General features: G+C 65.3%; 22 protein-coding genes. 17 read left to right on the plus strand and 5 right to left on the minus strand.

The features are described 5' to 3' along the window. Position 1 precedes the first annotated feature (1 nt). From mftD to mftG, 4 genes are all read left to right on the plus strand, one after another. Complete coding sequence (gene mftD, locus C6A82_RS05080) at positions 2–1195, plus strand: pre-mycofactocin synthase MftD (protein WP_105346217.1); 1194 nt, start codon at positions 2–4, stop codon at positions 1193–1195. Between the two features lie 137 nt (positions 1196–1332). Further along, positions 1333–2079, plus strand: coding sequence for a mycofactocin biosynthesis peptidyl-dipeptidase MftE (mftE, locus tag C6A82_RS05085; RefSeq protein WP_105346218.1), 747 nt, complete (start codon positions 1333–1335; stop codon positions 2077–2079). Further along, positions 2076–3488 (plus strand): mycofactocin biosynthesis glycosyltransferase MftF, encoded by a 1413-nt coding sequence (gene mftF, locus C6A82_RS05090; RefSeq protein ID WP_105346220.1) that lies wholly within the window; start codon positions 2076–2078, stop codon positions 3486–3488. Before mftE ends, mftF begins: the two co-directional genes overlap by 4 nt. After that, a complete protein-coding gene (gene mftG, locus C6A82_RS05095) occupies positions 3454–4932 on the plus strand; it encodes a mycofactocin system GMC family oxidoreductase MftG (protein WP_105346248.1) in 1479 nt (492 codons plus the stop codon). Before mftF ends, mftG begins: the two co-directional genes overlap by 35 nt. Here the strand turns inward: mftG and C6A82_RS05100 are convergent. Next, positions 4828–6507 (minus strand): MFS transporter, encoded by a 1680-nt coding sequence (locus C6A82_RS05100; RefSeq protein WP_105346222.1) that lies wholly within the window; start codon positions 6505–6507, stop codon positions 4828–4830. The two genes, mftG and C6A82_RS05100, sit on opposite strands and share 105 nt — an antisense overlap. 93 nt (positions 6508–6600) lie before the next feature. On the opposite strand from C6A82_RS05100, the gene C6A82_RS05105 reads away from it, so the two are divergent. Continuing rightward, positions 6601–7248 (plus strand): TetR/AcrR family transcriptional regulator, encoded by a 648-nt coding sequence (locus C6A82_RS05105; protein WP_105346223.1) that lies wholly within the window; start codon positions 6601–6603, stop codon positions 7246–7248. Here the strand turns inward: C6A82_RS05105 and C6A82_RS05110 are convergent. Beyond that, positions 7226–8476: a cytochrome P450 gene (locus C6A82_RS05110; protein WP_105346225.1), complete on the minus strand. Its 1251-nt coding sequence runs from the start codon at positions 8474–8476 to the stop codon at positions 7226–7228. The genes C6A82_RS05105 and C6A82_RS05110 overlap by 23 nt on opposite strands. A gap of 114 nt (positions 8477–8590) precedes the next feature. On the opposite strand from C6A82_RS05110, the gene C6A82_RS05115 reads away from it, so the two are divergent. Next, positions 8591–10249, plus strand: a complete 1659-nt coding sequence (locus C6A82_RS05115) for a carboxylesterase/lipase family protein (RefSeq protein WP_233216989.1) — start codon at positions 8591–8593, stop codon at positions 10247–10249. A gap of 72 nt (positions 10250–10321) precedes the next feature. Here the strand turns inward: C6A82_RS05115 and C6A82_RS05120 are convergent, their stop codons facing one another. Continuing rightward, the gene (locus C6A82_RS05120) at positions 10322–10798 is read right to left on the minus strand and encodes a hotdog fold domain-containing protein (RefSeq protein ID WP_105346227.1); all 477 of its coding nucleotides are present in this window, start codon (positions 10796–10798) and stop codon (positions 10322–10324) included. Positions 10799–11149: 351 nt separating this feature from the next. Here C6A82_RS05120 and rpsJ point away from each other — a divergent pair, with 351 nt between their 5' ends. From rpsJ to rpsQ, 11 genes are read left to right on the plus strand one after another with little or no spacing between them, the layout of a single operon-like run. Beyond that, positions 11150–11455 (plus strand): 30S ribosomal protein S10, encoded by a 306-nt coding sequence (gene rpsJ, locus C6A82_RS05125; protein WP_003883485.1) that lies wholly within the window; start codon positions 11150–11152, stop codon positions 11453–11455. Positions 11456–11469: 14 nt separating this feature from the next. After that, positions 11470–12123, plus strand: a complete 654-nt coding sequence (rplC, locus tag C6A82_RS05130; protein WP_105346229.1) for a 50S ribosomal protein L3 — start codon at positions 11470–11472, stop codon at positions 12121–12123. Beyond that, positions 12123–12791, plus strand: coding sequence for a 50S ribosomal protein L4 (gene rplD / locus C6A82_RS05135; RefSeq protein ID WP_105346231.1), 669 nt, complete (start codon positions 12123–12125; stop codon positions 12789–12791). Before rplC ends, rplD begins: the two co-directional genes overlap by 1 nt. Then, complete coding sequence (rplW, locus tag C6A82_RS05140) at positions 12791–13093, plus strand: 50S ribosomal protein L23 (RefSeq protein ID WP_105346232.1); 303 nt, start codon at positions 12791–12793, stop codon at positions 13091–13093. Before rplD ends, rplW begins: the two co-directional genes overlap by 1 nt. Positions 13094–13113: 20 nt before the next feature. Further along, positions 13114–13956, plus strand: coding sequence for a 50S ribosomal protein L2 (gene rplB, locus C6A82_RS05145; protein WP_105346234.1), 843 nt, complete (start codon positions 13114–13116; stop codon positions 13954–13956). Positions 13957–13977: 21 nt separating this feature from the next. Then, positions 13978–14259, plus strand: a complete 282-nt coding sequence (gene rpsS / locus C6A82_RS05150; RefSeq protein ID WP_025738376.1) for a 30S ribosomal protein S19 — start codon at positions 13978–13980, stop codon at positions 14257–14259. Beyond that, positions 14256–14888, plus strand: coding sequence for a 50S ribosomal protein L22 (gene rplV / locus C6A82_RS05155; RefSeq protein WP_105346236.1), 633 nt, complete (start codon positions 14256–14258; stop codon positions 14886–14888). The genes rpsS and rplV overlap by 4 nt, the downstream gene beginning before the upstream one ends. Next, on the plus strand, positions 14888–15790 hold the full coding sequence (gene rpsC / locus C6A82_RS05160) for a 30S ribosomal protein S3 (protein ID WP_105346238.1): 903 nt from the start codon (positions 14888–14890) through the stop codon (positions 15788–15790). Before rplV ends, rpsC begins: the two co-directional genes overlap by 1 nt. A 3-nt stretch (positions 15791–15793) precedes the next feature. After that, positions 15794–16210: a 50S ribosomal protein L16 gene (gene rplP / locus C6A82_RS05165; RefSeq protein WP_105346239.1), complete on the plus strand. Its 417-nt coding sequence runs from the start codon at positions 15794–15796 to the stop codon at positions 16208–16210. Beyond that, a complete protein-coding gene (gene rpmC, locus C6A82_RS05170) occupies positions 16210–16443 on the plus strand; it encodes a 50S ribosomal protein L29 (RefSeq protein ID WP_105346241.1) in 234 nt (77 codons plus the stop codon). Before rplP ends, rpmC begins: the two co-directional genes overlap by 1 nt. Next, positions 16443–16757, plus strand: coding sequence for a 30S ribosomal protein S17 (gene rpsQ, locus C6A82_RS05175; protein ID WP_105346243.1), 315 nt, complete (start codon positions 16443–16445; stop codon positions 16755–16757). Before rpmC ends, rpsQ begins: the two co-directional genes overlap by 1 nt. A 226-nt stretch (positions 16758–16983) precedes the next feature. On the opposite strand, the gene C6A82_RS05180 is transcribed toward rpsQ, so the two are convergent. Together C6A82_RS05180 and zwf are read right to left on the minus strand one after the other, a co-directional pair. After that, on the minus strand, positions 16984–18039 hold the full coding sequence (locus C6A82_RS05180; protein WP_142405982.1) for a hypothetical protein: 1056 nt from the start codon (positions 18037–18039) through the stop codon (positions 16984–16986). A 608-nt stretch (positions 18040–18647) separates the two neighbouring features. After that, on the minus strand, positions 18648–20156 hold the full coding sequence (gene zwf / locus C6A82_RS05185; protein ID WP_105346252.1) for a glucose-6-phosphate dehydrogenase: 1509 nt from the start codon (positions 20154–20156) through the stop codon (positions 18648–18650). Positions 20157–20265 lie beyond the last annotated feature (109 nt).

Below are 20265 nucleotides of genomic sequence, written 5' to 3' on the forward strand. Positions count from 1 at the left end.
CATGGCACGAGACAAGTGGTTCGAGACGGTGGCGTTCGCCCAGCAGCGGGCGAAGAAGAGGCTGCCGAAGTCCGTCTACAGTGCGCTACTCGCCGCCAGTGAGAAGGGCATCACAGTCGCCGACAATGTCGACGCGTTCGGCGAGCTGGGGTTCGCGCCGCATGTCGTCGGCGCCATCGAGAAGCGCGATCTGGCGACGACCGTTATGGGGCAGGAGATTTCGCTGCCTGTGCTGATCTCGCCGACGGGTGTGCAGGCAGTCCATCCGGACGGCGAGGTCGCCGTCGCCCGCGCTGCGGCCGCCAGGGGCACGGCGATGGGTCTGTCCTCGTTCGCCAGCAAACCGATCGAGGAGGTTGTCGCCGCCAACCCGAAGACGTTCTTCCAGGTGTACTGGCTCGGCGGCAGAGACGCGATCGCCGCCCGGGTGGAACGCGCCAGGGCGGCCGGTGCCGTCGGCTTGATCGCCACGACGGACTGGAGCTTCGCGCACGGCCGTGACTGGGGCAGCCCGAAGATTCCCGAACACATGAATCTGCGCACCACCGTGCGTATGCTTCCCGAGGGCCTCACCCGGCCCGGCTGGCTTCTGCAATGGGCCAAGACCATGCGCCCGCCGGATCTGCGGGTGCCGAACCAGGCATCGCTCGGCGAACCGGGGCCACCCTTCTTCGCCGCCTACGGCGAGTGGATGGCCACGCCCCCGCCGACCTGGGAGGACATCGCCTGGCTGCGTGAGCTGTGGGGCGGGCCGTTCATGCTCAAGGGCGTGATGCGCGTCGATGACGCGAAACGCGCAGTGGAGTCCGGTGTTTCGGCGATATCGGTGTCGAATCACGGCGGTAACAATCTGGACGGAACACCGGCGTCGATCCGGGCCCTTGGACCTATCGCGGACGCGGTTGGCGATCAGATCGAGGTGCTGCTCGACGGCGGCGTGCGTCGCGGCAGCGACGTGGTCAAGGCGCTGGCGCTCGGAGCGAAGGCGGTCATGATCGGGCGCGCGTATCTCTGGGGGCTGGCGGCCGAGGGTCAGGCAGGCGTCGAGAACGTGCTCGACGTCCTCCGCGGTGGTATCGACTCGGCGATGATGGGACTCGGCCGCGCTTCGGTGCACGACCTCGTTGAGGGCGACGTCGTCGTACCGCCGGGCTTCATCCGGGCGCTCGGGGTGCCGTCCGAACCTGGCGCCTGACGATCCAACTCCGCTACCAGCGATATTGCGTGTAAAACCCGCGTGGCAGGGGAGGCCGACCTGATTAGCGGGCAGCCCCCGCGGCAAATTAACGGAAAACAAAATCTACGCATGCGCCAACAACCTGCGCACAGCAGGTGAATTCGTCCTACCATCGGCTCGTGGCTTTCCCCAGCGAGCTAGGGAACTCAACGTCGAGGCAGCTGCACGGCACTTCACCCACGTTGATTATCCCGGTAGGTTCTACCGAACAGCATGGACCGCACCTGCCGCTGGACACTGATACCCGGATCGCCGCAGCAGTCGCACGCGAGGCAGCTGAACGCCTGGCGGGCGCCGATCATGATTCCGGATGGACGATTGCACCACCGATCAACTACGGCGCCAGCGGCGAACACGAGAGCTTTCCCGGCACGGTGTCCATCGGCACCTCGGCGTTGCGGCTGTTGCTGGTGGAGTTCGGCAGGTCGGCAGCCGGCTGGGCGGGGCGGCTGGTGTTCGTCAACGGGCACGGGGGAAACGTCGAGGCCATGACCGCTGCGACGGCATTGCTGAGGTACGAGGGACGCGACGTCGCGTGGTGCTCATGTGGCGTGCCGAACTCCGATGCCCACGCCGGACACACCGAAACATCTGTATTGCTACATATTTCGCCGGAGGCTGTGCGGCTCGATGAGCTGGTCACCGGGAATCGGGCACCGCTGGCCGAACTGCTGCCCGCGATGCGCAACGGGGGGATGGCTGCGGTGAGTGAGCTGGGCGTTCTAGGGGATCCCACGACGGCCACCGCGGCCGAAGGTGAACGCTTGTTCGCCGAGATGGTCGACGGGTGCGTCAGGCGGATAGCGCGCTGGAAGCCGGACCGTGACGGGATGCTCACGTGAGCCACCCGCGGCTGCCCGACGGGTTCGCCGTACAGGTCGATCGCCGAGTCAAGGTGCTCGGGGAGGGCTCGGCGCTGCTCGGGGGTTCCCCCACCCGGCTGCTGCGGCTGGCGCCCGCCGCGCAGACCATGCTCAACGGTGGTCGGCTCGAGGTGCACGACGCGCTGAGCGCGCAGGTCGCGCGTACGCTCCTCGACGCGACAGTTGCGCATCCCAGGCCCGCCAGCGGTCCCTCCCATCGCGACGTCACCGTCGTAATCCCAGTGCGCAACAACATATCCGGTGTACATCGGCTGGCGCCTACATTGCGCGGCATGCGGGTGGTGGTGGTCGACGACGGATCGGCGACGCCTATCCAGCACGCCGACTTCAACGGCATGCACTGTGACGTCCGCGTGTTGCGCCATCCCCGCAGCAGGGGCCCTGCGGCCGCGCGGAACACCGGCTTGGCCGTGTGCACCACCGACTTCGTCGCATTCCTCGACTCGGACGTAGTGCCGCGGCGCGGATGGCTCGAGGCGCTGCTCGGCCACTTCTGCGACCCGGCGGTGGCCTTGGTGGCACCGCGCATCGTCAACCTTGCGCAGCCGGACAACTTGGTGGCGCGGTACGAGGCGGTCCGCTCATCGCTGGACCTCGGCCAGCGCGAGGCTCCGGTGGTTCCCTACGGCACTGTCGCCTACGTGCCGAGTGCAGCGATCATCTGTAGGCGATCGGTTCTGACGCAGGTCGGCGGATTCGACGAGACGCTGAAATCCGGCGAGGACGTCGACCTGTGCTGGCGGTTCGTCGAGGCAGGCGCCCGGTTGCGCTACGAACCCATCGCCATGGTGGCTCACGAGCACCGTACGCAGTTGCGAGAGTGGTTCGCGCGCAGAGCTTTCTACGGCGAATCGGCCGCCCCACTGTCGGTTCGCCACCCCGGTAAGACCGCACCGCTGGTGATCTCCGGATGGACGTTGTTGGTGTGGATCCTGCTGACGATGGGGTCGCCGATCGGGTACCTGGCGTCCATGGTGGTCGCGACGATCACTGGGCGCAGGATCGCCAACTCGCTCGGCACCGTCGACACCGAACCCAAGGAAGTCGCGGTCGTCGCCGCCCATGGCCTCTGGTCGGGGGCCCTGCAGCTGGCCGCGGCGATCTGTCGGCACTATTGGCCCATCGCCCTGATCCTCGCGGTGTTGTCCCGCCGCTGTAGGAATGTGGTGCTGATCGCCGCGATCATCGACGGTGTCGCGGACTGGGTCAAGCGTCGCGGCAACGCCGACGACGACACGAAGCCGGTCGGCCTTGTCAGCTACCTGCTGCTGAAGCGACTCGACGACATCGCCTACGGAACCGGGCTGTGGACCGGCGTAGTGCGTGAACGTCATGTCGGCGCCCTCAAGCCGCAGATCCGGACCTGAAGCCGCGTTGCACAGCGACGTATTGATAGTCGGCGCCGGTAGTGCCGGATCGGTCTTAACAGAACGTCTTTCGCGTGATGTGGGCTGTCGGATCACGGTCGTGGAGGCCGGTCCGGCACCGTCTGATCCCAAAGTCAGCAGCCAGATCACCGATGCGGTTCGAATGCCGATCGGCGCAGCCAGCTCGGTGGTGCGGCACTATGCGTCGACGCTGACCGATCAGCCCGCTCGGACGGGCCACATCATGCGCGGTGCGGTCGTCGGCGGGTCTGGGGCCGTCAACGGTGGTTACTTCTGTCGGGCGCTTCCGGAGGACTTCGACAGGTGGGCTGTTGCCGGCTGGTCCTGGGCTGATGTGCTGCCGCACTTCCTGTCGATCGAGAATGATCTCGACTTCGTCGGGCCGCTGCACGGCTCTTCTGGTCCGATAATCGTGCGTCGAGTATCTGAATTCGACGGTTGCACCAGGGCCTTCGTAAATGCGGCTGCCGAACTGGGATATCCGTGGGTAGCCGATCTCAATGGTGTGGGTGCCGGCGATCCGCTTCCGGTGGGAATCGGTGCCGTACCGCTGAACATCAACGGAGGAATCAGGGTCGGTCCCGGCGGCGCGTTCCTGCAGCCTGCGCTCGCCCGCCCCAACGTAACGCTGATCGCCGATACCCGGGTCGTGCGTATCCGGTTCGAACAACAGCGCGCGGTCGGTGTGGAATGTACGGATTCGGACGGCGACAAGATGCTCTCGGCAGATCGAATTGTATTGTCTGCCGGTGCGATCGGGTCGGCACAGCTGCTGATGGTTTCCGGTGTGGGACCTGAGGACGCGCTCACCGCCGCGGGGATCCCTGTCGTTTCAAAGGCGCCGGTGGGGGAGCGCACGAGCGACCATCCCGAATGGGTGCTGCCGGTGGACTGGACGCCGAGCCACGATCTTCCCCCTGTCGAGGCGATACTGACCACGCCGAACGGGCTGGAGATTCGCCCCTACACCCGGGGCTTCGGAGCCATGGTGGGACGCCTGGGCGCCGAAGACCCGGCGGATCGCCCGCACATCGGTGTCGCGCTGATGCGGCCCAGGTCAAGGGGCAGGCTGCGAGTGGTGTCGGACGACCCGGCGGTGACCCCGGTCATCGAGCACCGATACGACAGCGATCCGCACGATGTCGCGATGCTGAGCGCGGGTGCTGAGTTGGCCCGTGAACTAGCCTCCAGCTCAACGAAAGTCGGCCAGGCAGCCTGGTCCACGTCGCAGCATCTGTGTGCGACCGCGCCGATGGGCCCCGACGAAGATGACACAGCGGTCGTCGACGAGCGGTGCCGGGTGCGCGGCGCCGACCGGTTATGGGTCGTTGACGGGTCGGTCCTGCCGACCGTCACCGGCCGCGGTCCCCACGCCACGATCGTGATGCTCGGGCATCGCGCCGCCGAGTTCATCGACGCCTGACGCGCGTCCCGCCAGCCGTCGCACGATCCGTAGCTGCTTGCCGTCGCGGCCCGGTGCCCATACCGCGATGAACGCGGCGGCGGCAAGCACCACACAGCTCAGCACGATCAGTGAGGTGTGCATCGCGCGAGTGAAGGCGTCGTTTGCCGCTTGTGCCAGCTGCGCCCCCTGTGGGCCCATCCGCTCGGCGACAGCCAGTGAGTGGGCCAGGGAGTCGAGCGCAGCTTCGCGGATCTGTGCGGGGAACGCGGCGAGTGCAGGCGCCAGCTGGTTGTGGAATTGTGCCGCCAGGACCGATCCTGCGATCGCAATACCCAGTGCGGCACCGACTTCCCGCGTGGTGTCGTTGACTGCGGACGCCACGCCCTGCTTCTCGTTCGGAACGGCGTGCATGATCGCAGTCGTCGTCGGTGCCGTACACAACCCGATCCCCACCGCCGTGATAAGCAGTGGCCAGGCGAGGCCCAGGTACGAGGAGTCAGCCGTCAGAGTGCACAGGCACAACAGGCCGACGGCGATAAAGGTGAGGCCGACGGACACCGTTGTTCGCAGGCCGATCTTGGGCAGGTAGAGGTGCATCGTCGCGCTCAACAAAAGGATCGGCAACGCAAGCGGGGAGAGCGCGAATGCGGTCTGCAGCGGGGTGTAGCCCATCACGAGCTGCATGTACTGCATCTGGACGAAGAAGAAGCCGAAGTTGGCGAGGAACAGGAACGTGATGCCCACCGAGCCGGTCGCGAAGTCGGGACGATTGAACAGCCGAACGTCCAGCAGCGGATGGCGCTGTCGTAGTTCAACGGCCACGAACGCGGCGGTGAGTGCGATGCCTGCAGCCATGCAGGCCACGACGAGCGGATGAGTCCAACCGCGAATTGGAGCTTCGACGACACCGAACACGAAAATTGCTACCGCGCCACCGATCAACGCAGCGCCGACCCAGTCCACGGACGTGGCCATTTCGTCGCGAGACGATGCGACGGTGCAGGTGAGGATGAACATCACGACGCTCGCCGCAGTGAACGCCCAGAAGATCGATTGCCACGAGAAGAACTGCAGAAGCACTCCGCTGCCGAGGAAGCCGATCACGGCCCCGGAACCGCAGACGCCTGCCCATATTCCGACGGCCTTATTGCGTTCGGATTTCGGATAGGCAGCAGTCAGCAGCGACAGGGTGGCAGGCATGATCAGCGCAGCGCCCGCTCCCGCGACTGAGCGGGCGATGATGATCTCGAGGGGGCTGTCGAAGACGATCGGAGCAAACGACGCCATTGCGAATATGCCCAAGCCGGCGAGCAGCGCGCCGCGCCGGCCGTATCGGTCGCCGAGAGCTCCTGCGGGTAGCAACAGGCATGCCAGAACCAGTGTGTAGCCGTCGACAATCCACGTAAGCTGCCCCTGAGTTGCACTGGTCTCCAACGCAATATCAGGAAGGGCGGCGTTCAGCGCGACCATCGAGGTGATGACCATCAGTACATCCATGCAGGCGACAGCCAGCAGCCACAGTCGCGCACGCGTCGACAGATCGGTGAGGCGTGCGTCGTCCTGTGCCGAGGACCGGACGGAGGTGTCGACCATAGTCGTCGCCCACTTTCGATCGATAACTTTTGAGACTAACAGTCTTGTAGGGAGACCGACAGTCTTCATACCCTCGCGGACGCGGGCCAAACCATGACCGGCGGGCGCGTCGACCCACGACCTGCGCGATCGCGGGCCCGGTTACTCGACGCAGCGACTGCGTTGCTCCGGTCTGGAGGCCCGAGCGCGGTGACCGTCGATGCGGTCACCCGTGCCGCCAACGTAGCGAGGGCAACGCTCTATCGCCATTTCCCTAGCGGAAATGACCTGGTGGCAGCGGCTTTTCACGCACTGATCCCGCCTGCGCCGACGCCACCCGCTGAAGGGTCCTTGCGGGACCGGTTGATCGCCCTGGTTCAAGCGCAAGCCGAGTTGATCGCTGAGGCGCCGGTCACCCTGACCGCGATGTCGTGGCTGACGCTCGGCGGCGACCTGGAGAGGTTGCCCGGTGCACCACACCGTAGTGCGCGCGACAGCCCGGAGGTGCAGACACTTCGAGAGCGCGTCGCCGAACAGTACGCCGCACCGTTCGAGGCGATACTAAGCAGCCCGCAGGCCGTCGCCGAACTGGGCGACGTGGATCGCACCAAAGCGGCGGCATTGTTGCTCGGCCCAATCGCTTTGGGCAAGCTGTCAACTTTGCCGGATTTCGACTATCGCGAGATCTCGGTGTCAGCAGTGGACGGTTTCCTGGCCACCCACCGTAAGAGCACAGGCCTCAGCGCAGCGAGTAGCGAATAGGCAGGTGCTTGAGCCCGCCGACGAACGTCGTCGCCGTCAGTTCGGGCTCGCCCGCCAGTTCGATGGACTCGAGCCGCGGCACCAATTCGGTGAACAGGCTGTTCATCTCCATCCGCGCGAGCGCGGCGCCGAGGCAGAAGTGCACGCCGTATCCGAACGCCACGTGCTTGTTGGGGTCGCGGCCTACGTCGAACCGGAACGGGTCGGCGAAGACGTCCTCGTCGCGGTTCCCCGAAACATAAGCAAGGTAGACGGATTCACCCTTGGCGATGGGTACCCCGCGGACCGTGGTGTCCTCGGCTGCGGTGCGCATGAACTCCTTGACCGGAGTGGCCCAGCGGATCATCTCCTCGACCGCGGTCGGCATCAGATCCATGTTGTCGCGCAACCGTGCCAGCTCACCGGGATTCTGGATGAGTGCGTGCAGACCGCCTGAGATCGCGTCCTTGGTGGTGTCGTGACCGGCGCTGGCGACGATCACGTAGTAGGAGAGCGTGTCCATATCCGACATCAGCTCGCCGTCGACGCGGCCGTTGGCAATGGCGGAGGCCAGGTCCTCGGTCGGCTTCTCCCGGCGCGAAGCGGTCAACGCTGCGAAGTAGTTGAAGAAGTCGGCGAGCACGGCGAGGAGATCTTCGGTGCTGTCGCCTCGGCGGTGCTCCTCGTCATCACCTCCGAACATCTCCTGCGTCAGCTTCATCATGCGCGGGAAGTCGTCTTCGGGCAGGCCGAGAAGTGAAAGGATCACGTAGAGAGGGAAGTTGACGGCGATTGCCTCGACGAAGTCACACTCCGGGCCGATGTCGCGCATGGTGTCGACGTAGCGCTTGGCGAGTTCGTCCACGCGCACCTTGAGGGCTCGCATCGCCTTGGGTCGGAACCAGTCCGCGCCGATGGCCCGAACCTTGCGGTGGTGCGGATCGTCCATGTGGATGAGCGTGCGGATGCCCATCCCGGCCTCTTGTTGTTGCTTGAGCACGTCGTCGGTCTCTGCGGTGGCCAGCAGCGGGCGCGGCTCCGAAAGGAACAAGTCGTTCGCCCGCTCGATGGCCATGATGTCCTCGTGCTTGGTGATCGCCCAGAACGGCCGGTACGGCGGATTGTCGACCCAGGCCACCGGATTGTTCGCCCGCAGCTCGGCGAGCGCGGCGTGCAACCGGTCGTCGTTGGCGTATGCCGTCGGGTCGGCCAGTACCTTGGCAGCCTCGTCCATCGTGCGCGGGCTCATGGATCTCCTGGAAAGTGGGTTACGTGAACTTGACGGGTGTCAAGTTCCCAGTCTAAGGGATCGTCACACCCCTGATCCAGGGTTTCGGCTGAAAGCCTGCGTAGTGTCAGTTTCGTGCAGCCAGGGACGGCTCGAAGCCTGCGAGTGGTCCTGCTCGTCGTGATGGCGACGGTGCTGGTGGTCGCGCTCGGACGGCTCGTCGGGGCGTCGCCGCGAGCAGCCGTTCCCGCGATCCTCGAGCCGCCGTCGCCGGTTGTCCCGACGCCGCCCGCGCCGCAGACGGATACCTCGCTGGTGAGAACGGCCGCGGGCACCGTCCGCGGTGTCGTCGAAGCCGATCACCGGTTCTTCGCCGGCATACCTTATGCCGCAGCGCCTGTCGGTCCGCTGCGCTTCCGGCCACCCGCGCCTGTGCGGGCCTGGACGGGAATCCGCGATGCCACCGAACCCGGTCCGCGGTGCATCCAGGATCCCGGCGCCGACCCGGAGTTCGGCAAGCAGAGCGACGAAGACTGCCTGAGTCTCAATATTTGGACCCCGGAGATGACCGGCACGCCGCGTCCCGTCATGATCTGGATCCACGGCGGTTCGTTCACCGGCGGCAGCGGCAAGATCTACGACGGCAGATGGCTGGTTTCGCGCGACGTCATCGTCGTCACCATCAACTACCGGCTGGGAACACTCGGGTTTCTGGCGGATCCGTCGCTCGGCCCGCCCGGTGATGTGGGGAACTACGGGCTCCAGGATCAACAAGCCGCGCTGCGCTGGGTCAAGGACAACATCGCCAACTTCGGCGGCGACCCCTTGAAGGTCACCGTCGCCGGTGAATCTGCGGGCGGCATGTCGGTGTGTGACCACCTCGTCGCACCGGCCTCGAAGGGATTGTTCGCCGCCGCCATCATTCAGAGTGCCCCGTGCGGTGCACAGGCGGATCTGGCGACGGCGGAACAGCGCAGTGTCGAGTACGCGGCGAAGGCGGGATGCGACGACAGAAAAACGGCGGGTGACTGCCTGCGGTCGCTGCCGGTGGACAAGTTGCGAAAACCCGTGATGTTCTTCGGCATCGGTGAAGACACGCTTCCCGGCCCGGTCACCCGAAGCGCGGTCCTGCCGAGCGATCCGGTCACCGCGATGGCGAAGAACGACGCGGCGCGCGTGCCAATTCTGATCGGCACGAACCGCGACGAATTCACTCTGTTCGTCGCGCTGCAGTATCTCCGACTGGGCAAGCCCTACACCGCCGAACAGTATCCGCAGCTGCTGCGAGACACGTTCGGCGACAACGCTGCTGCTGTCGGCGACCGGTATCCGCCCACCAACTACGGCGGCATGGTGGCGTCGGCGTACTCGGCGGCCGTCACTGACGGGGTGTTCTCGTGTGTCGCCGAGCGGATGAGCGACGACCTCGCCAGGGTCGGGCCGGTCTACGCCTACGAATTCAACGACCGCGACGCGCCGGCGCCGGAAGCGATGCGCACGTTGCCGTTTCCCGTCGGGGCGAGCCATTCACTGGAGCTCCGGTTCCTCTTCGAGGTCGGCGGCGCGGAGCCGATGGACCCCGCACAGCAGGCATTGTCCGATCAAATGCTGGATTACTGGAGCCGGTTCGTCACCGAAGGGGCGCCAGAGGCCGTCGGCCAACCGCGTTGGCCCGCGCTCGGCGCCGACACCGCGGCACAACAGTGGATGTCGCTGCAGCCCGACGGCAGCCGAACCGTCACCACCTTCGATGAGAGCCACCAGTGCCCGTTCTGGGCGAACCTGCCCAGATAATTCGACTCGCGCCGAGATCGACGTTTTGCAGCGATCTACTCGCACTATCCCGCCCGAACGTTGGTTTGGGCGTCAGTAGGCGGGCGTGACCCAGCAGGTGATGTCGGCATGCACGACCTCGGTGCCCGCCTTGTCGGTCACGCTGACCGGAACAGTCAGCTCGAGGCCCTCGGTGATCGCCGAGAAGTCCGGCGGCTCGATACGGGCGGTCGCCCGCAGCGACGACGTCGCTTTCTCCAGGTACTGCACCGTCATCGCCTTGGGAATCCAGCGGTGGCTGGTCGGCACCGTGGCCTCCATCAACATGCCCATCGCGATCTCCGCGGCGTTGCACGAGGCGATCGCGTGCACGGTGCGCAGATGGTTGTAGACGAAGAACCACTTGGGCACCGTTACCTCGGCCAGTCCCGGCTCCATCCGGACCACGTGCGGGACGATCGAGGCAAAGTAAGGCACCCGCACCATCGCCGCGGTCGAGAACAGCCGGGTGCCGCCGGGACGGCCTGCGAGGCGTTTCCACATCTGATAGGTGGTGGTCTGAGCGGCCATGGCGACCTACCTTACTCTCGAGTAAGAAAGCTCAGCGGCTACCGTGTGAACAGGGTCGCCTGCCTGCGCGGCAGTCCCAGGGCCAGGGATTTGGAGCAGCCCGCGCGATAAGGCATACTGGTCGGGTTGCTCTGAGCCGGGTTCGCGCCTGGCCGGGCACACAACCGGCGCCCAAACGGGCGCATCCGGTGCCAACTTCGACAATGGCGGATTTCCGTCGAGGCGGAGTATGCGTGCGGGCGACACACCCGACCGCGGGGGCCGGTGTACATAGACAGGTAAACAGCGGCGGCAGTACCAGCGCTGACAAAGCGCGGCCGAAGTACGAAGCAGGAGCGAGGTAGGAGAAGCGTGGCGGGACAAAAGATCCGCATCAGGCTCAAGGCCTACGACCACGAGGCGATTGACGCCTCTGCGCGCAAGATCGTTGAGACGGTCACCCGTACCGGCGCCAGCGTCGTTGGTCCAGTGCCGCTGCCGACCGAGAAGAACGTGTATTGCGTCATCCGGTCCCCGCACAAGTACAAGGACTCGCGGGAGCACTTCGAGATGCGTACGCACAAGCGGCTGATCGACATCCTCGACCCGACGCCGAAGACCGTTGACGCTCTCATGCGCATCGATCTGCCGGCGAGCGTCGACGTCAACATCCAGTAGGAGACCCGAAACAAATGGCTAGAAAAGGCATTTTGGGCACCAAGATGGGTATGACGCAGGTGTTCGACGAGAACAACAAAGTCGTGCCGGTCACGGTCGTCAAGGCAGGCCCGAACGTCGTGACGCGCATCCGCACCCCGGAGCGCGACGGCTACAGCGCAGTTCAGTTGGCGTACGGCGAAATCAGCCCGCGCAAGGTGAACAAGCCCGTCACCGGGCAGTACAAGGCTTCGAACGTCAACCCGCGCAGGCACCTCGCCGAGCTGCGGCTCGACGATGAGACCGCTGCCGCCGAATTCGAGGTCGGCCAGGAGCTGACAGCCGAGATCTTCGCCGACGGAACCTATGTCGACGTGACGGGCACCTCCAAGGGCAAGGGCTTCGCGGGCACCATGAAGCGCCACGGCTTCAAGGGTCAGGGCGCCAGCCACGGTGCGCAGGCCGTGCACCGTCGCCCCGGCTCGATCGGTGGCTGTGCCACCCCGGGCCGCGTGTTCAAAGGCACCCGGATGTCGGGCCGGATGGGCAACGACCGCATCACCACGCAGAACCTGTTGGTGCACAAGGTCGATGCCGAAAACGGCGTGTTGCTGATCAAGGGCGCCATTCCCGGCCGCACCGGTGGCCTGGTGATGGTTCGGAGCGCGATCAAGCGAGGCGAGAAATAATGGCTACCAAATCTGTCAAGATCGACGTCCACACCCCGGCAGGCACGAAGGACGGATCCGTCGAGCTGCCCGCCGAGCTGTTCGACGTCGAGCCGAACATCGCGCTGATGCATCAGGTGGTTACGGCGCAACTCGCGGCGGCCCGCCAGGGCACCCACTCCACCAAGACCCGTGGCGACGTCCGCGGCGGTGGCCGGAAACCCTACCGGCAGAAGGGCACGGGTCGCGCCCGCCAGGGTTCGACGCGTGCGCCTCAGTTCACCGGCGGTGGCACGGTGCACGGCCCGAAGCCGCGCGACTACAGCGAGCGCACACCCAAGAAGATGATCCGTGCCGCGCTGCTCGGTGCGTTGTCCGACCGGGCCCGCAACGGCCGCATCCACGCGGTGACCGAACTGGTCGAGGGCCAGGCGCCGTCGACGAAGAGCGCCAAGGCGTTCCTGGCCACTCTGGTCGAGGGCAAGCAGGTGCTGATCGTCATCGGCCGCAGCGACGAAACCAGTGTCCTGAGCGTGCGCAATCTGCCGGGCGTTCATGTGCTTTCGCCGGATCAGCTCAACACCTATGACGTGCTGCATGCCGACGACGTGGTGTTCAGCGTCGAGGCGCTGGATTCCTACATCAGTGCGAGCACCAAGCAGGACAAGACCGAGGAGGTATCGGCCTGATGGCGACCGTCACCGATCCGCGCGACATCATCCTGTCGCCGGTCATCTCCGAGAAGTCCTACGGGCTGATCGAGGACAACGTCTACACGTTCATCGTTCATCCTGACTCGAACAAGACGCAGATCAAGATCGCGATCGAGAAGATCTTCAAGGTCAAGGTCTCGTCGGTGAACACCGCCAACCGCCAGGGCAAGCGTAAGCGCACCCGTGCCGGCTATGGCACGCGCAAGAGCACCAAGCGCGCCATCGTCACGCTCGCCGAGGGCAGCAAGCCCATCGATCTGTTCGGAGCGCCGGCCTAGCCGGCAGGGAGATTTAGAAGATGGCTATTCGCAAGTACAAGCCGACGACCCCCGGTCGCCGCGGTGCGAGCGTCTCCGATTTCGCCGAGATCACTCGCTCGACTCCGGAGAAGTCGCTCGTCAAGCCGCTGCACGGCAAAGGCGGGCGTAACGCGCACGGTCGAATCACCACCCGGCACAAGGGCGGTGGCCACAAGCGTGCGTATCGCGTGATCGACTTCCGTCGCCACGACAAGGACGGCGTCAACGCGAAGGTCGCTCACATCGAGTACGACCCGAACCGCACCGCCAACATCGCGCTGCTGCACTACCTCGATGGCGAGAAGCGCTACATCATCGCCCCCTCGGGCCTGAAGCAGGGACACATCGTCGAGTCCGGCGCCAACGCCGACATCAAGCCCGGAAACAACCTGCCGCTGCGCAACATCCCGGCCGGTACCGTCATCCACGCCGTCGAAATGCGGCCTGGCGGCGGCGCCAAGCTGGCCCGGTCCGCGGGCGCGGGCATCCAGCTGCTTGGTAAGGAAGGCACGTACGCCTCCCTGCGTATGCCCAGCGGTGAGATCCGTCGCGTCGACGTGCGCTGCCGCGCCACCGTCGGCGAGGTCGGCAACGCCGAGCAGGCGAACATCAACTGGGGTAAGGCCGGCCGTATGCGGTGGAAGGGCAAGCGCCCGACCGTCCGCGGTGTCGTGATGAACCCGGTCGACCACCCGCACGGCGGCGGTGAGGGCAAGACCTCCGGCGGCCGTCACCCGGTCAGCCCGTGGGGTAAGCCCGAGGGCCGTACCCGTAAGTCGCACAAGCCAAGCGACAAGCTCATCGTCAGACGCCGGCGTACCGGCAAGAAGCATCACCGGTAGAAGTAGCCAGGAGAAAGAACGATGCCACGCAGCCTGAAAAAAGGTCCGTTCGTCGACGACCATCTCCTCAAGAAGGTCGACGTCCAGAACGAGAAGAACAGCAAGCAGGTCATCAAGACCTGGTCTCGCCGGTCGACCATCATCCCCGACTTCATCGGGCACACCTTTGCGGTGCACGACGGCCGCAAGCACGTCCCGGTGTTCGTCACCGAGGCGATGGTCGGACACAAGCTCGGCGAGTTCGCACCCACCCGCACGTTCAAGGGTCACATCAAAGATGACCGGAAGGCCAAACGGCGATGACCTCTGTTGAGACCGAATACCCGACCGCGACGGCGAAGGCTCGCTTCGTCCGCGTCTCGGCGACCAAGGCGCGCCGGGTCATCGACCTGGTACGCGGCAAGTCGGTGTCCGAAGCGCTGGACATCCTGCGCTGGGCACCGCAGGCCGCCAGTGAGCCGGTCGCCAAGGTGATCGCGAGCGCGGCCGCCAACGCGCAGAACAACGAGGGACTCGATCCCTCCACGCTGGTTGTCGCCACCGTCTATGCCGATGAGGGTCCGACTGCCAAGCGCATCCGGCCGCGCGCGCAGGGACGTGCATTCCGAATCCGTAAGCGCACCAGTCACATCACGGTGATCGTGGAGAGCAGGGCGAGCCGGGAGGAGCGCGGTGGACGCGCCTCGGCCAGCAGCTCGCGCGCGCGTCGCGCGCAGGGCAGCAAGGCCGCCGCCGCGAAGAAGGCACCGGCCACCAAGGCGACCGCGGAGACGGCGACTGCCGAGAAGGCTCCTGCGAAGAAGGCTCCTGCCAAGTCACCCGAGGCGGCAGCGAAAAAGGCTTCCGGAGCCGCGAAGTCGGCGACATCGGGCAAAGCCAAGAAGTCCGCTGGATCCAAGGCTTCTGACGAAGCGAAGGAGGGCTCAGAGTAGTGGGCCAGAAGATCAATCCCCACGGCTTCCGGCTCGGTATCACCACCGACTGGAAGTCCCGGTGGTACGCCGACAAGCAGTACAAGGACTATGTCAAGGAAGACGTCGCGATCCGTCGACTGCTGGCCACCGGTCTGGAGCGGGCAGGCATCGCCGATGTGGAGATCGAACGCACCCGTGACCGGGTCCGCGTCGACATTCACACCGCCCGGCCGGGCATCGTCATCGGCCGCCGTGGCACCGAGGCCGACCGCATCCGCGCCGATCTGGAGAAGCTGACCGGCAAGCAGGTTCAGCTGAACATCCTCGAGGTGAAGAACCCTGAGTCGCAGGCGCAACTGGTGGCCCAGGGCGTGGCCGAGCAGCTGAGCAACCGCGTGGCGTTCCGTCGTGCGATGCGCAAGGCCATTCAGTCCGCGATGCGCCAACCCAACGTCAAGGGCATCCGCGTGCAGTGCTCGGGTCGCCTCGGCGGCGCAGAGATGAGCCGCTCGGAGTTCTACCGCGAGGGCCGCGTCCCGCTGCATACGCTGCGTGCCGATATCGACTACGGCCTGTACGAGGCGAAGACGACCTTCGGCCGCATCGGCGTAAAAGTCTGGATCTACAAGGGCGACATCGTCGGTGGCAAGCGGGAGCTGTCCGCCGCCGCCCCGGCAGGTGCCGATCGTCCGCGCCGCGAGCGTCCCTCGGGCACTCGCCCGCGTCGCAGTGGCGCATCGGGCACGACCGCGACGAGCACCGAGGCGGGTCGTGCCGCCTCCGGCGGCGACGCCGGTCCGGCGCAGTCGGGTACCGAACAGGCACCCGCTGTCGCGGAGGCGGCGGCAGGCACCGAGGCGGCCGCGGGCGCGGCAGCCGAGGCTCCGCCCTCGCAGACCACCGACACGACGGAGAGCTGAGTCATGTTGATTCCCCGTAAAGTCAAGCACCGCAAGCAACATCACCCGAGGCAGCGTGGCGTAGCCAGCGGTGGTACGTCGGTGAGCTTCGGTGACTACGGCATCCAGGCACTGGAGCACGCATACATCACCAACCGGCAGATCGAGTCCGCTCGTATCGCCATCAACCGGCACATCAAGCGTGGCGGCAAGGTGTGGATCAACATCTTCCCCGACCGCCCGCTGACCAAGAAGCCGGCCGAGACCCGTATGGGTTCTGGTAAGGGCTCGCCGGAATGGTGGGTGGCCAACGTCAAGCCCGGCCGCGTGCTGTTCGAGCTTAGCTATCCCGATGAGAAGACCGCTCGGGACGCACTCACCCGCGCGATTCACAAGCTGCCGATCAAGGCACGCATCGTTACCCGAGAGGAGCACTTCTGATGGCAGTGGGAGTGACGCCGGGCGAACTGCGCGAGCTGACCGACGACGAGTTGGCCGGCAAGCTGCGCGAGTCCAAGGAAGAGTTGTTCAACCTGCGCTTCCAGATGGCCACCGGCCAGCTGGCCAACAACCGCCGGCTGCGCATTGTGCGCCAGGAGATTGCGCGCGTGTACACCGTCCTGCGCGAACGTGAATTGGGTCTGGCTTCCGGGCCCGTTGGTGAGGAATCGTAATGGCAGACAAGGCAACCAAGACAGGCGAGGCGGGCTCGAAGCACACGCCGCGCACTGAGAAACCGCGCGGCCGCCGCAAGACCCGCATCGGCTACGTCGTCAGCGACAAGATGCAGAAGACGATCGTGGTCGAGATCGAGGACCGCAACCGCCATCCGCTCTACGGCAAGATCATCCGCACCACCACCAAGGTGAAGGCGCACGATGAGAACGGCATCGCAGGCATCGGCGACCGAGTTTCGCTGATGGAAACCCGCCCGCTGTCAGCCACGAAGCGCTGGCGGCTGGTCGAGATCCTCGAGAAGGCCAAGTAGCCCGAGCACAGGAGCCCCGGCTGCCGTCATCGGCGTCGGGGCCTCTTCTTTGCAACGGCCTCGCTACGCCATCGCACCCGCTATTCCGGGACGACGCTTCGCGAGAGCCTGCAGGAGTGATGAGTCTCGTTGCAGCACAGCGCCTTTGTGGCCGCGCAGGTGGCACGCCGAACCGGGTGCACGTGCTCTCGCGCCGCGCACCCGGGTCGACTGTCGTGCGGTGAGCTCAGGCCGCGTCGTTACCTGCGTCGCCGGTACCGGCGCTACCGGCGTCACCGGAGTCGTCGCTACCTGCGTCGCCGGAGTCGGCGCTGCCCGCGTCGCTCGAGTCGGTGCCAGTCGAGCTGTCACCGGTCGAGTCCGTTGTGCTGCCGTCGGTGGCTGCGCTGTCCTCGCCGGACGTCGCGGTGTCATCGGTGGCCGTCTCATTTGTGACCGTCGCGGTCTCGACCTCGTCGGTCTCCTCCGTCACAGTCGCCTCTTCTGTCGGCGCGGAAACTTCCTCGACGACTTCCTCCGCCACCGGAGTGGCTTCCTCCGGCGCTGCCTCGGGCACCGCCGCAGCCTCCTCGGCCACGCTCTCCTCGGCCGGTGCGGCCGAATCGACTGAGAGATCGAAGGTTTGCGCCGCAGCCCCATTCTCCAGGTCGGTGGCTCCGAAGGTCGTTGCTCCTGCCACAGCCGGCGCCGCCAGCGGAATGATGCCGCCCAACAGACCGCCCAACACCAGTGGCAACCCGCCCAACAGACCGGCCAACCCTAGGCCCAACCCAGTGAGAAGTGCTCCGAGCCCAAAAGTCACCGGGAACAAAAGGGGCGTCAAGCTAACAACCACTACCGCCAGGCCGGCGAAAACTGTCTGAAGCACGGGCACGACACCCTGTGCCAGCACCTGGGTCAGGCCGTCGAAGACTTCGCTCAGCACGGGCACCAGAGCGGCGAGCACTGGCGGCACACCAAATCTCAGCAGGTCGGTCAGGCCGTCGAGCAGTGAGTCGACCACCAGCGCCAAGCCCCCGAACAGGCCACCATTCACGAGGAGTAGATCGTTGAGCAGCTCGAAGACCTGTCCAGGATCCAGCCCAGCAAGCAGCGGGCCCAGCACAGCGAGGAGGTCCTCGTGGAACGACGCCAATTCGATGGGAGCGCTAGAGACAATCGAACTGGGAATTGAGATATCCGGCGGTGCGGTGACCGGAATGATCGGAGCGACAGCGATGGCGCTGGCACCGACTAGAGCTATGCCCATCGTCGTATATGGGCGGATTGTGGCTGCGTGCATGGTGCTCCCCCTCACAGGGTTCGTTTATCAGATCTGGGAGACTTACCCCACTCTTGGGAAACTAATCGGTATTCCTCAGGAAATTTTAAGTCGCGTCAATTAGATTCAACTGATCTATCCTCGCTGCTTTGACGGGCGAAGTAGCTGATCTAGATCGCTTCGTAGACAAGGCATCTCGGAATCGGCTTCTTTTTCAAGGTCATTTACACGTGAACAGCGCCTCGCATAATGCGCGCGTAAATGCAGTGCCTCGTGAACGCTTGGCTGCCCAGGCTTCGGTGGCCTTTCTTTGCCGCGGGGGGCCCCGTCCGGTGGCGACGATTCACAGATTCACTCAGGATCCGTTGACACCACGGCGAGCCAAACGCCGAATAACCGGTCACTCCAGGACATAGGGCGGGAGCTGTGCCGGCGGCCGCTCGAAAGCCCGATGAAGTGCCGCTTTGACGGAGGCGCTCGAGAGCAGTCAAGCCAACGTCCCTGAGTACCATCGAAATCATTAGGGGCGCGCCTGGAATGCTATGCGGTCGTAGCGATTTCGTTCGGTGCCGTCCTGGAGGCCAAGGAGGGCGCGTCGGTTGCCGTCAGCATCCCTGCGAGGTGGCGTACTAGCAGTCGTCGTGCTTGTGCTCGCGCCAGCTCCGCTCGAACGGCAGCCGCCACGCGTTGGGCGCGACCAGTTGGTGGATGGCGTTGGGGCCCCAGGTGCCCTGCGGGTAGGGCTTGGCCGGAGGCGGGTCGGACAGCAGGTACTCCGAACGCTCCCACAGCGACTCGATGCCCTCCGCCGTGGTGAACAGTGTGTGGTCGCCCCGCATCGCGTCGAGAATCAGGCGCTCGTATGCCTCGAGCACCTCGGTCGACGAGTCGATCTCCTGCGTCGAGAACTGCATCGACAACTTGTCGAGCTTCATGCCGGGGCCGGGCCGCTTACCGTAGAAGGACAGCGACACTTTGGAGTTGTCGGCCAGGTCGAAGGTCAGATGGTCGGGGCCTTGAGCGCCGACACCGGATCCGGCGGGGAACATGGATCGCGGCGCCTCCTTGAACGCGATCGAGATGATCCGCATACCCTCGGCCATCCGCTTGCCGGTGCGCAGATAGATCGGCACACCCGCCCACCGCCAGTTGTCGATGCCGACCTTCAACGCGATGAAGGTCTCGCTATCGGAATCTCTTGCCACACCCTCTAACTCGCGGTACCCGGTGAACTGTCCGCGTACCACGTCAGAACACTTCACCGGCAGCATGGAGCGGAACACCTTGTTCTTCTCCTCGCTGATCGCACGGGGCTCCAGGGCGGTCGGCGGCTCCATCACCACGAATGCCATCACTTGAAATAGGTGAGTGACCACCATGTCCTTGTAGGCACCGGTGCTCTCGTAGAAGTTGGCCCGCTCGTCCAACCCCAGCGTCTCCGGGATGTCGATCTGGATGTGGTCGATGAAGTTGCGATTCCAAATCGGCTCGAACAGGCCGTTGGCGAACCGGAAGGCCAGGATGTTCTGCGCGGCCTCCTTGCCGAGGAAGTGGTCGATGCGGAAGATCTGGTTCTCGTCGAAGGTCTCGTGGACGAAGTCGTTGAGTTCAACCGCGCTGGCCAGATCGGTGCCGAACGGCTTCTCCATGACCACCCGCGACCGTTCGACCAGCTTTGCGTCGCGCAGCATGGTGATCACCGCGCGCGCCGCCTTCGGCGGTACGGACAAATAGTGCAGGCGATGCACGTCGGGCCCGAGCCTCTCCTCGGCCTCCTCGACCGCGGCAGCCAATGCCTCGGGACCTGCGCTCTGTGCGACGTAGGTGACGGTCTCGGCGAACCGCTCCCACTCTTCCTTGGTGAGCTTGTGCGTTCCGAAGTCGTCGATCGCCGCCTTGGCCACCTCGAGGAACTCGTCGCGCGAGATATCCTCGAGCGAGGTGGCGACGATTTCGATGTGCGGCGCCAGATCGGATTGGTCCAAGTAGGCGAGGCCGGGGATCAACTTGCGTCTGGCGAGGTCACCCGTCGCACCGAACAACACGACGACGTGCGGGTGCACCGAGAACTCGTCATGCCGATGCGGGCGTGCGCCCAGGGCCGGGTAGGAAATGGTCTGCGCTTTACTTGTCGCCACGTTCGGCATATTTCCACCGCGGCGTTCTCCCTGCAGGACTACGTGGTCATTGGCCCCGCCGCCGGCAGAAAACACTGTTCAGAAGCGGTCCGAGCCGAGATAGCGCCGT

Origin of the sequence: Mycobacterium sp. ITM-2016-00318, assembly GCF_002968285.2 — a bacterium.
Lineage (GTDB): Bacteria > Actinomycetota > Actinomycetes > Mycobacteriales > Mycobacteriaceae > Mycobacterium.

Coding starts and splice junctions, on each gene's coding strand:
- mftD (WP_105346217.1), top strand. CDS start 2: ATGGCACGAGACAAGTGGTTCGAGACGGTGGCGTTCGCCCAGCAGCGG.
- mftG (WP_105346248.1), top strand. CDS start 3,454: ATGTCGGCGCCCTCAAGCCGCAGATCCGGACCTGAAGCCGCGTTGCAC.
- C6A82_RS05100 (WP_105346222.1), bottom strand. CDS start 6,507: ATGGTCGACACCTCCGTCCGGTCCTCGGCACAGGACGACGCACGCCTC.
- C6A82_RS05105 (WP_105346223.1), top strand. CDS start 6,601: ATGACCGGCGGGCGCGTCGACCCACGACCTGCGCGATCGCGGGCCCGG.
- C6A82_RS05110 (WP_105346225.1), bottom strand. CDS start 8,476: ATGAGCCCGCGCACGATGGACGAGGCTGCCAAGGTACTGGCCGACCCG.
- C6A82_RS05120 (WP_105346227.1), bottom strand. CDS start 10,798: ATGGCCGCTCAGACCACCACCTATCAGATGTGGAAACGCCTCGCAGGC.
- rplC (WP_105346229.1), top strand. CDS start 11,470: ATGGCTAGAAAAGGCATTTTGGGCACCAAGATGGGTATGACGCAGGTG.
- rplD (WP_105346231.1), top strand. CDS start 12,123: ATGGCTACCAAATCTGTCAAGATCGACGTCCACACCCCGGCAGGCACG.
- rplW (WP_105346232.1), top strand. CDS start 12,791: ATGGCGACCGTCACCGATCCGCGCGACATCATCCTGTCGCCGGTCATC.
- rplB (WP_105346234.1), top strand. CDS start 13,114: ATGGCTATTCGCAAGTACAAGCCGACGACCCCCGGTCGCCGCGGTGCG.
- rpsS (WP_025738376.1), top strand. CDS start 13,978: ATGCCACGCAGCCTGAAAAAAGGTCCGTTCGTCGACGACCATCTCCTC.
- rplV (WP_105346236.1), top strand. CDS start 14,256: ATGACCTCTGTTGAGACCGAATACCCGACCGCGACGGCGAAGGCTCGC.
- rplP (WP_105346239.1), top strand. CDS start 15,794: ATGTTGATTCCCCGTAAAGTCAAGCACCGCAAGCAACATCACCCGAGG.
- rpmC (WP_105346241.1), top strand. CDS start 16,210: ATGGCAGTGGGAGTGACGCCGGGCGAACTGCGCGAGCTGACCGACGAC.
- rpsQ (WP_105346243.1), top strand. CDS start 16,443: ATGGCAGACAAGGCAACCAAGACAGGCGAGGCGGGCTCGAAGCACACG.
- C6A82_RS05180 (WP_142405982.1), bottom strand. CDS start 18,039: ATGCACGCAGCCACAATCCGCCCATATACGACGATGGGCATAGCTCTA.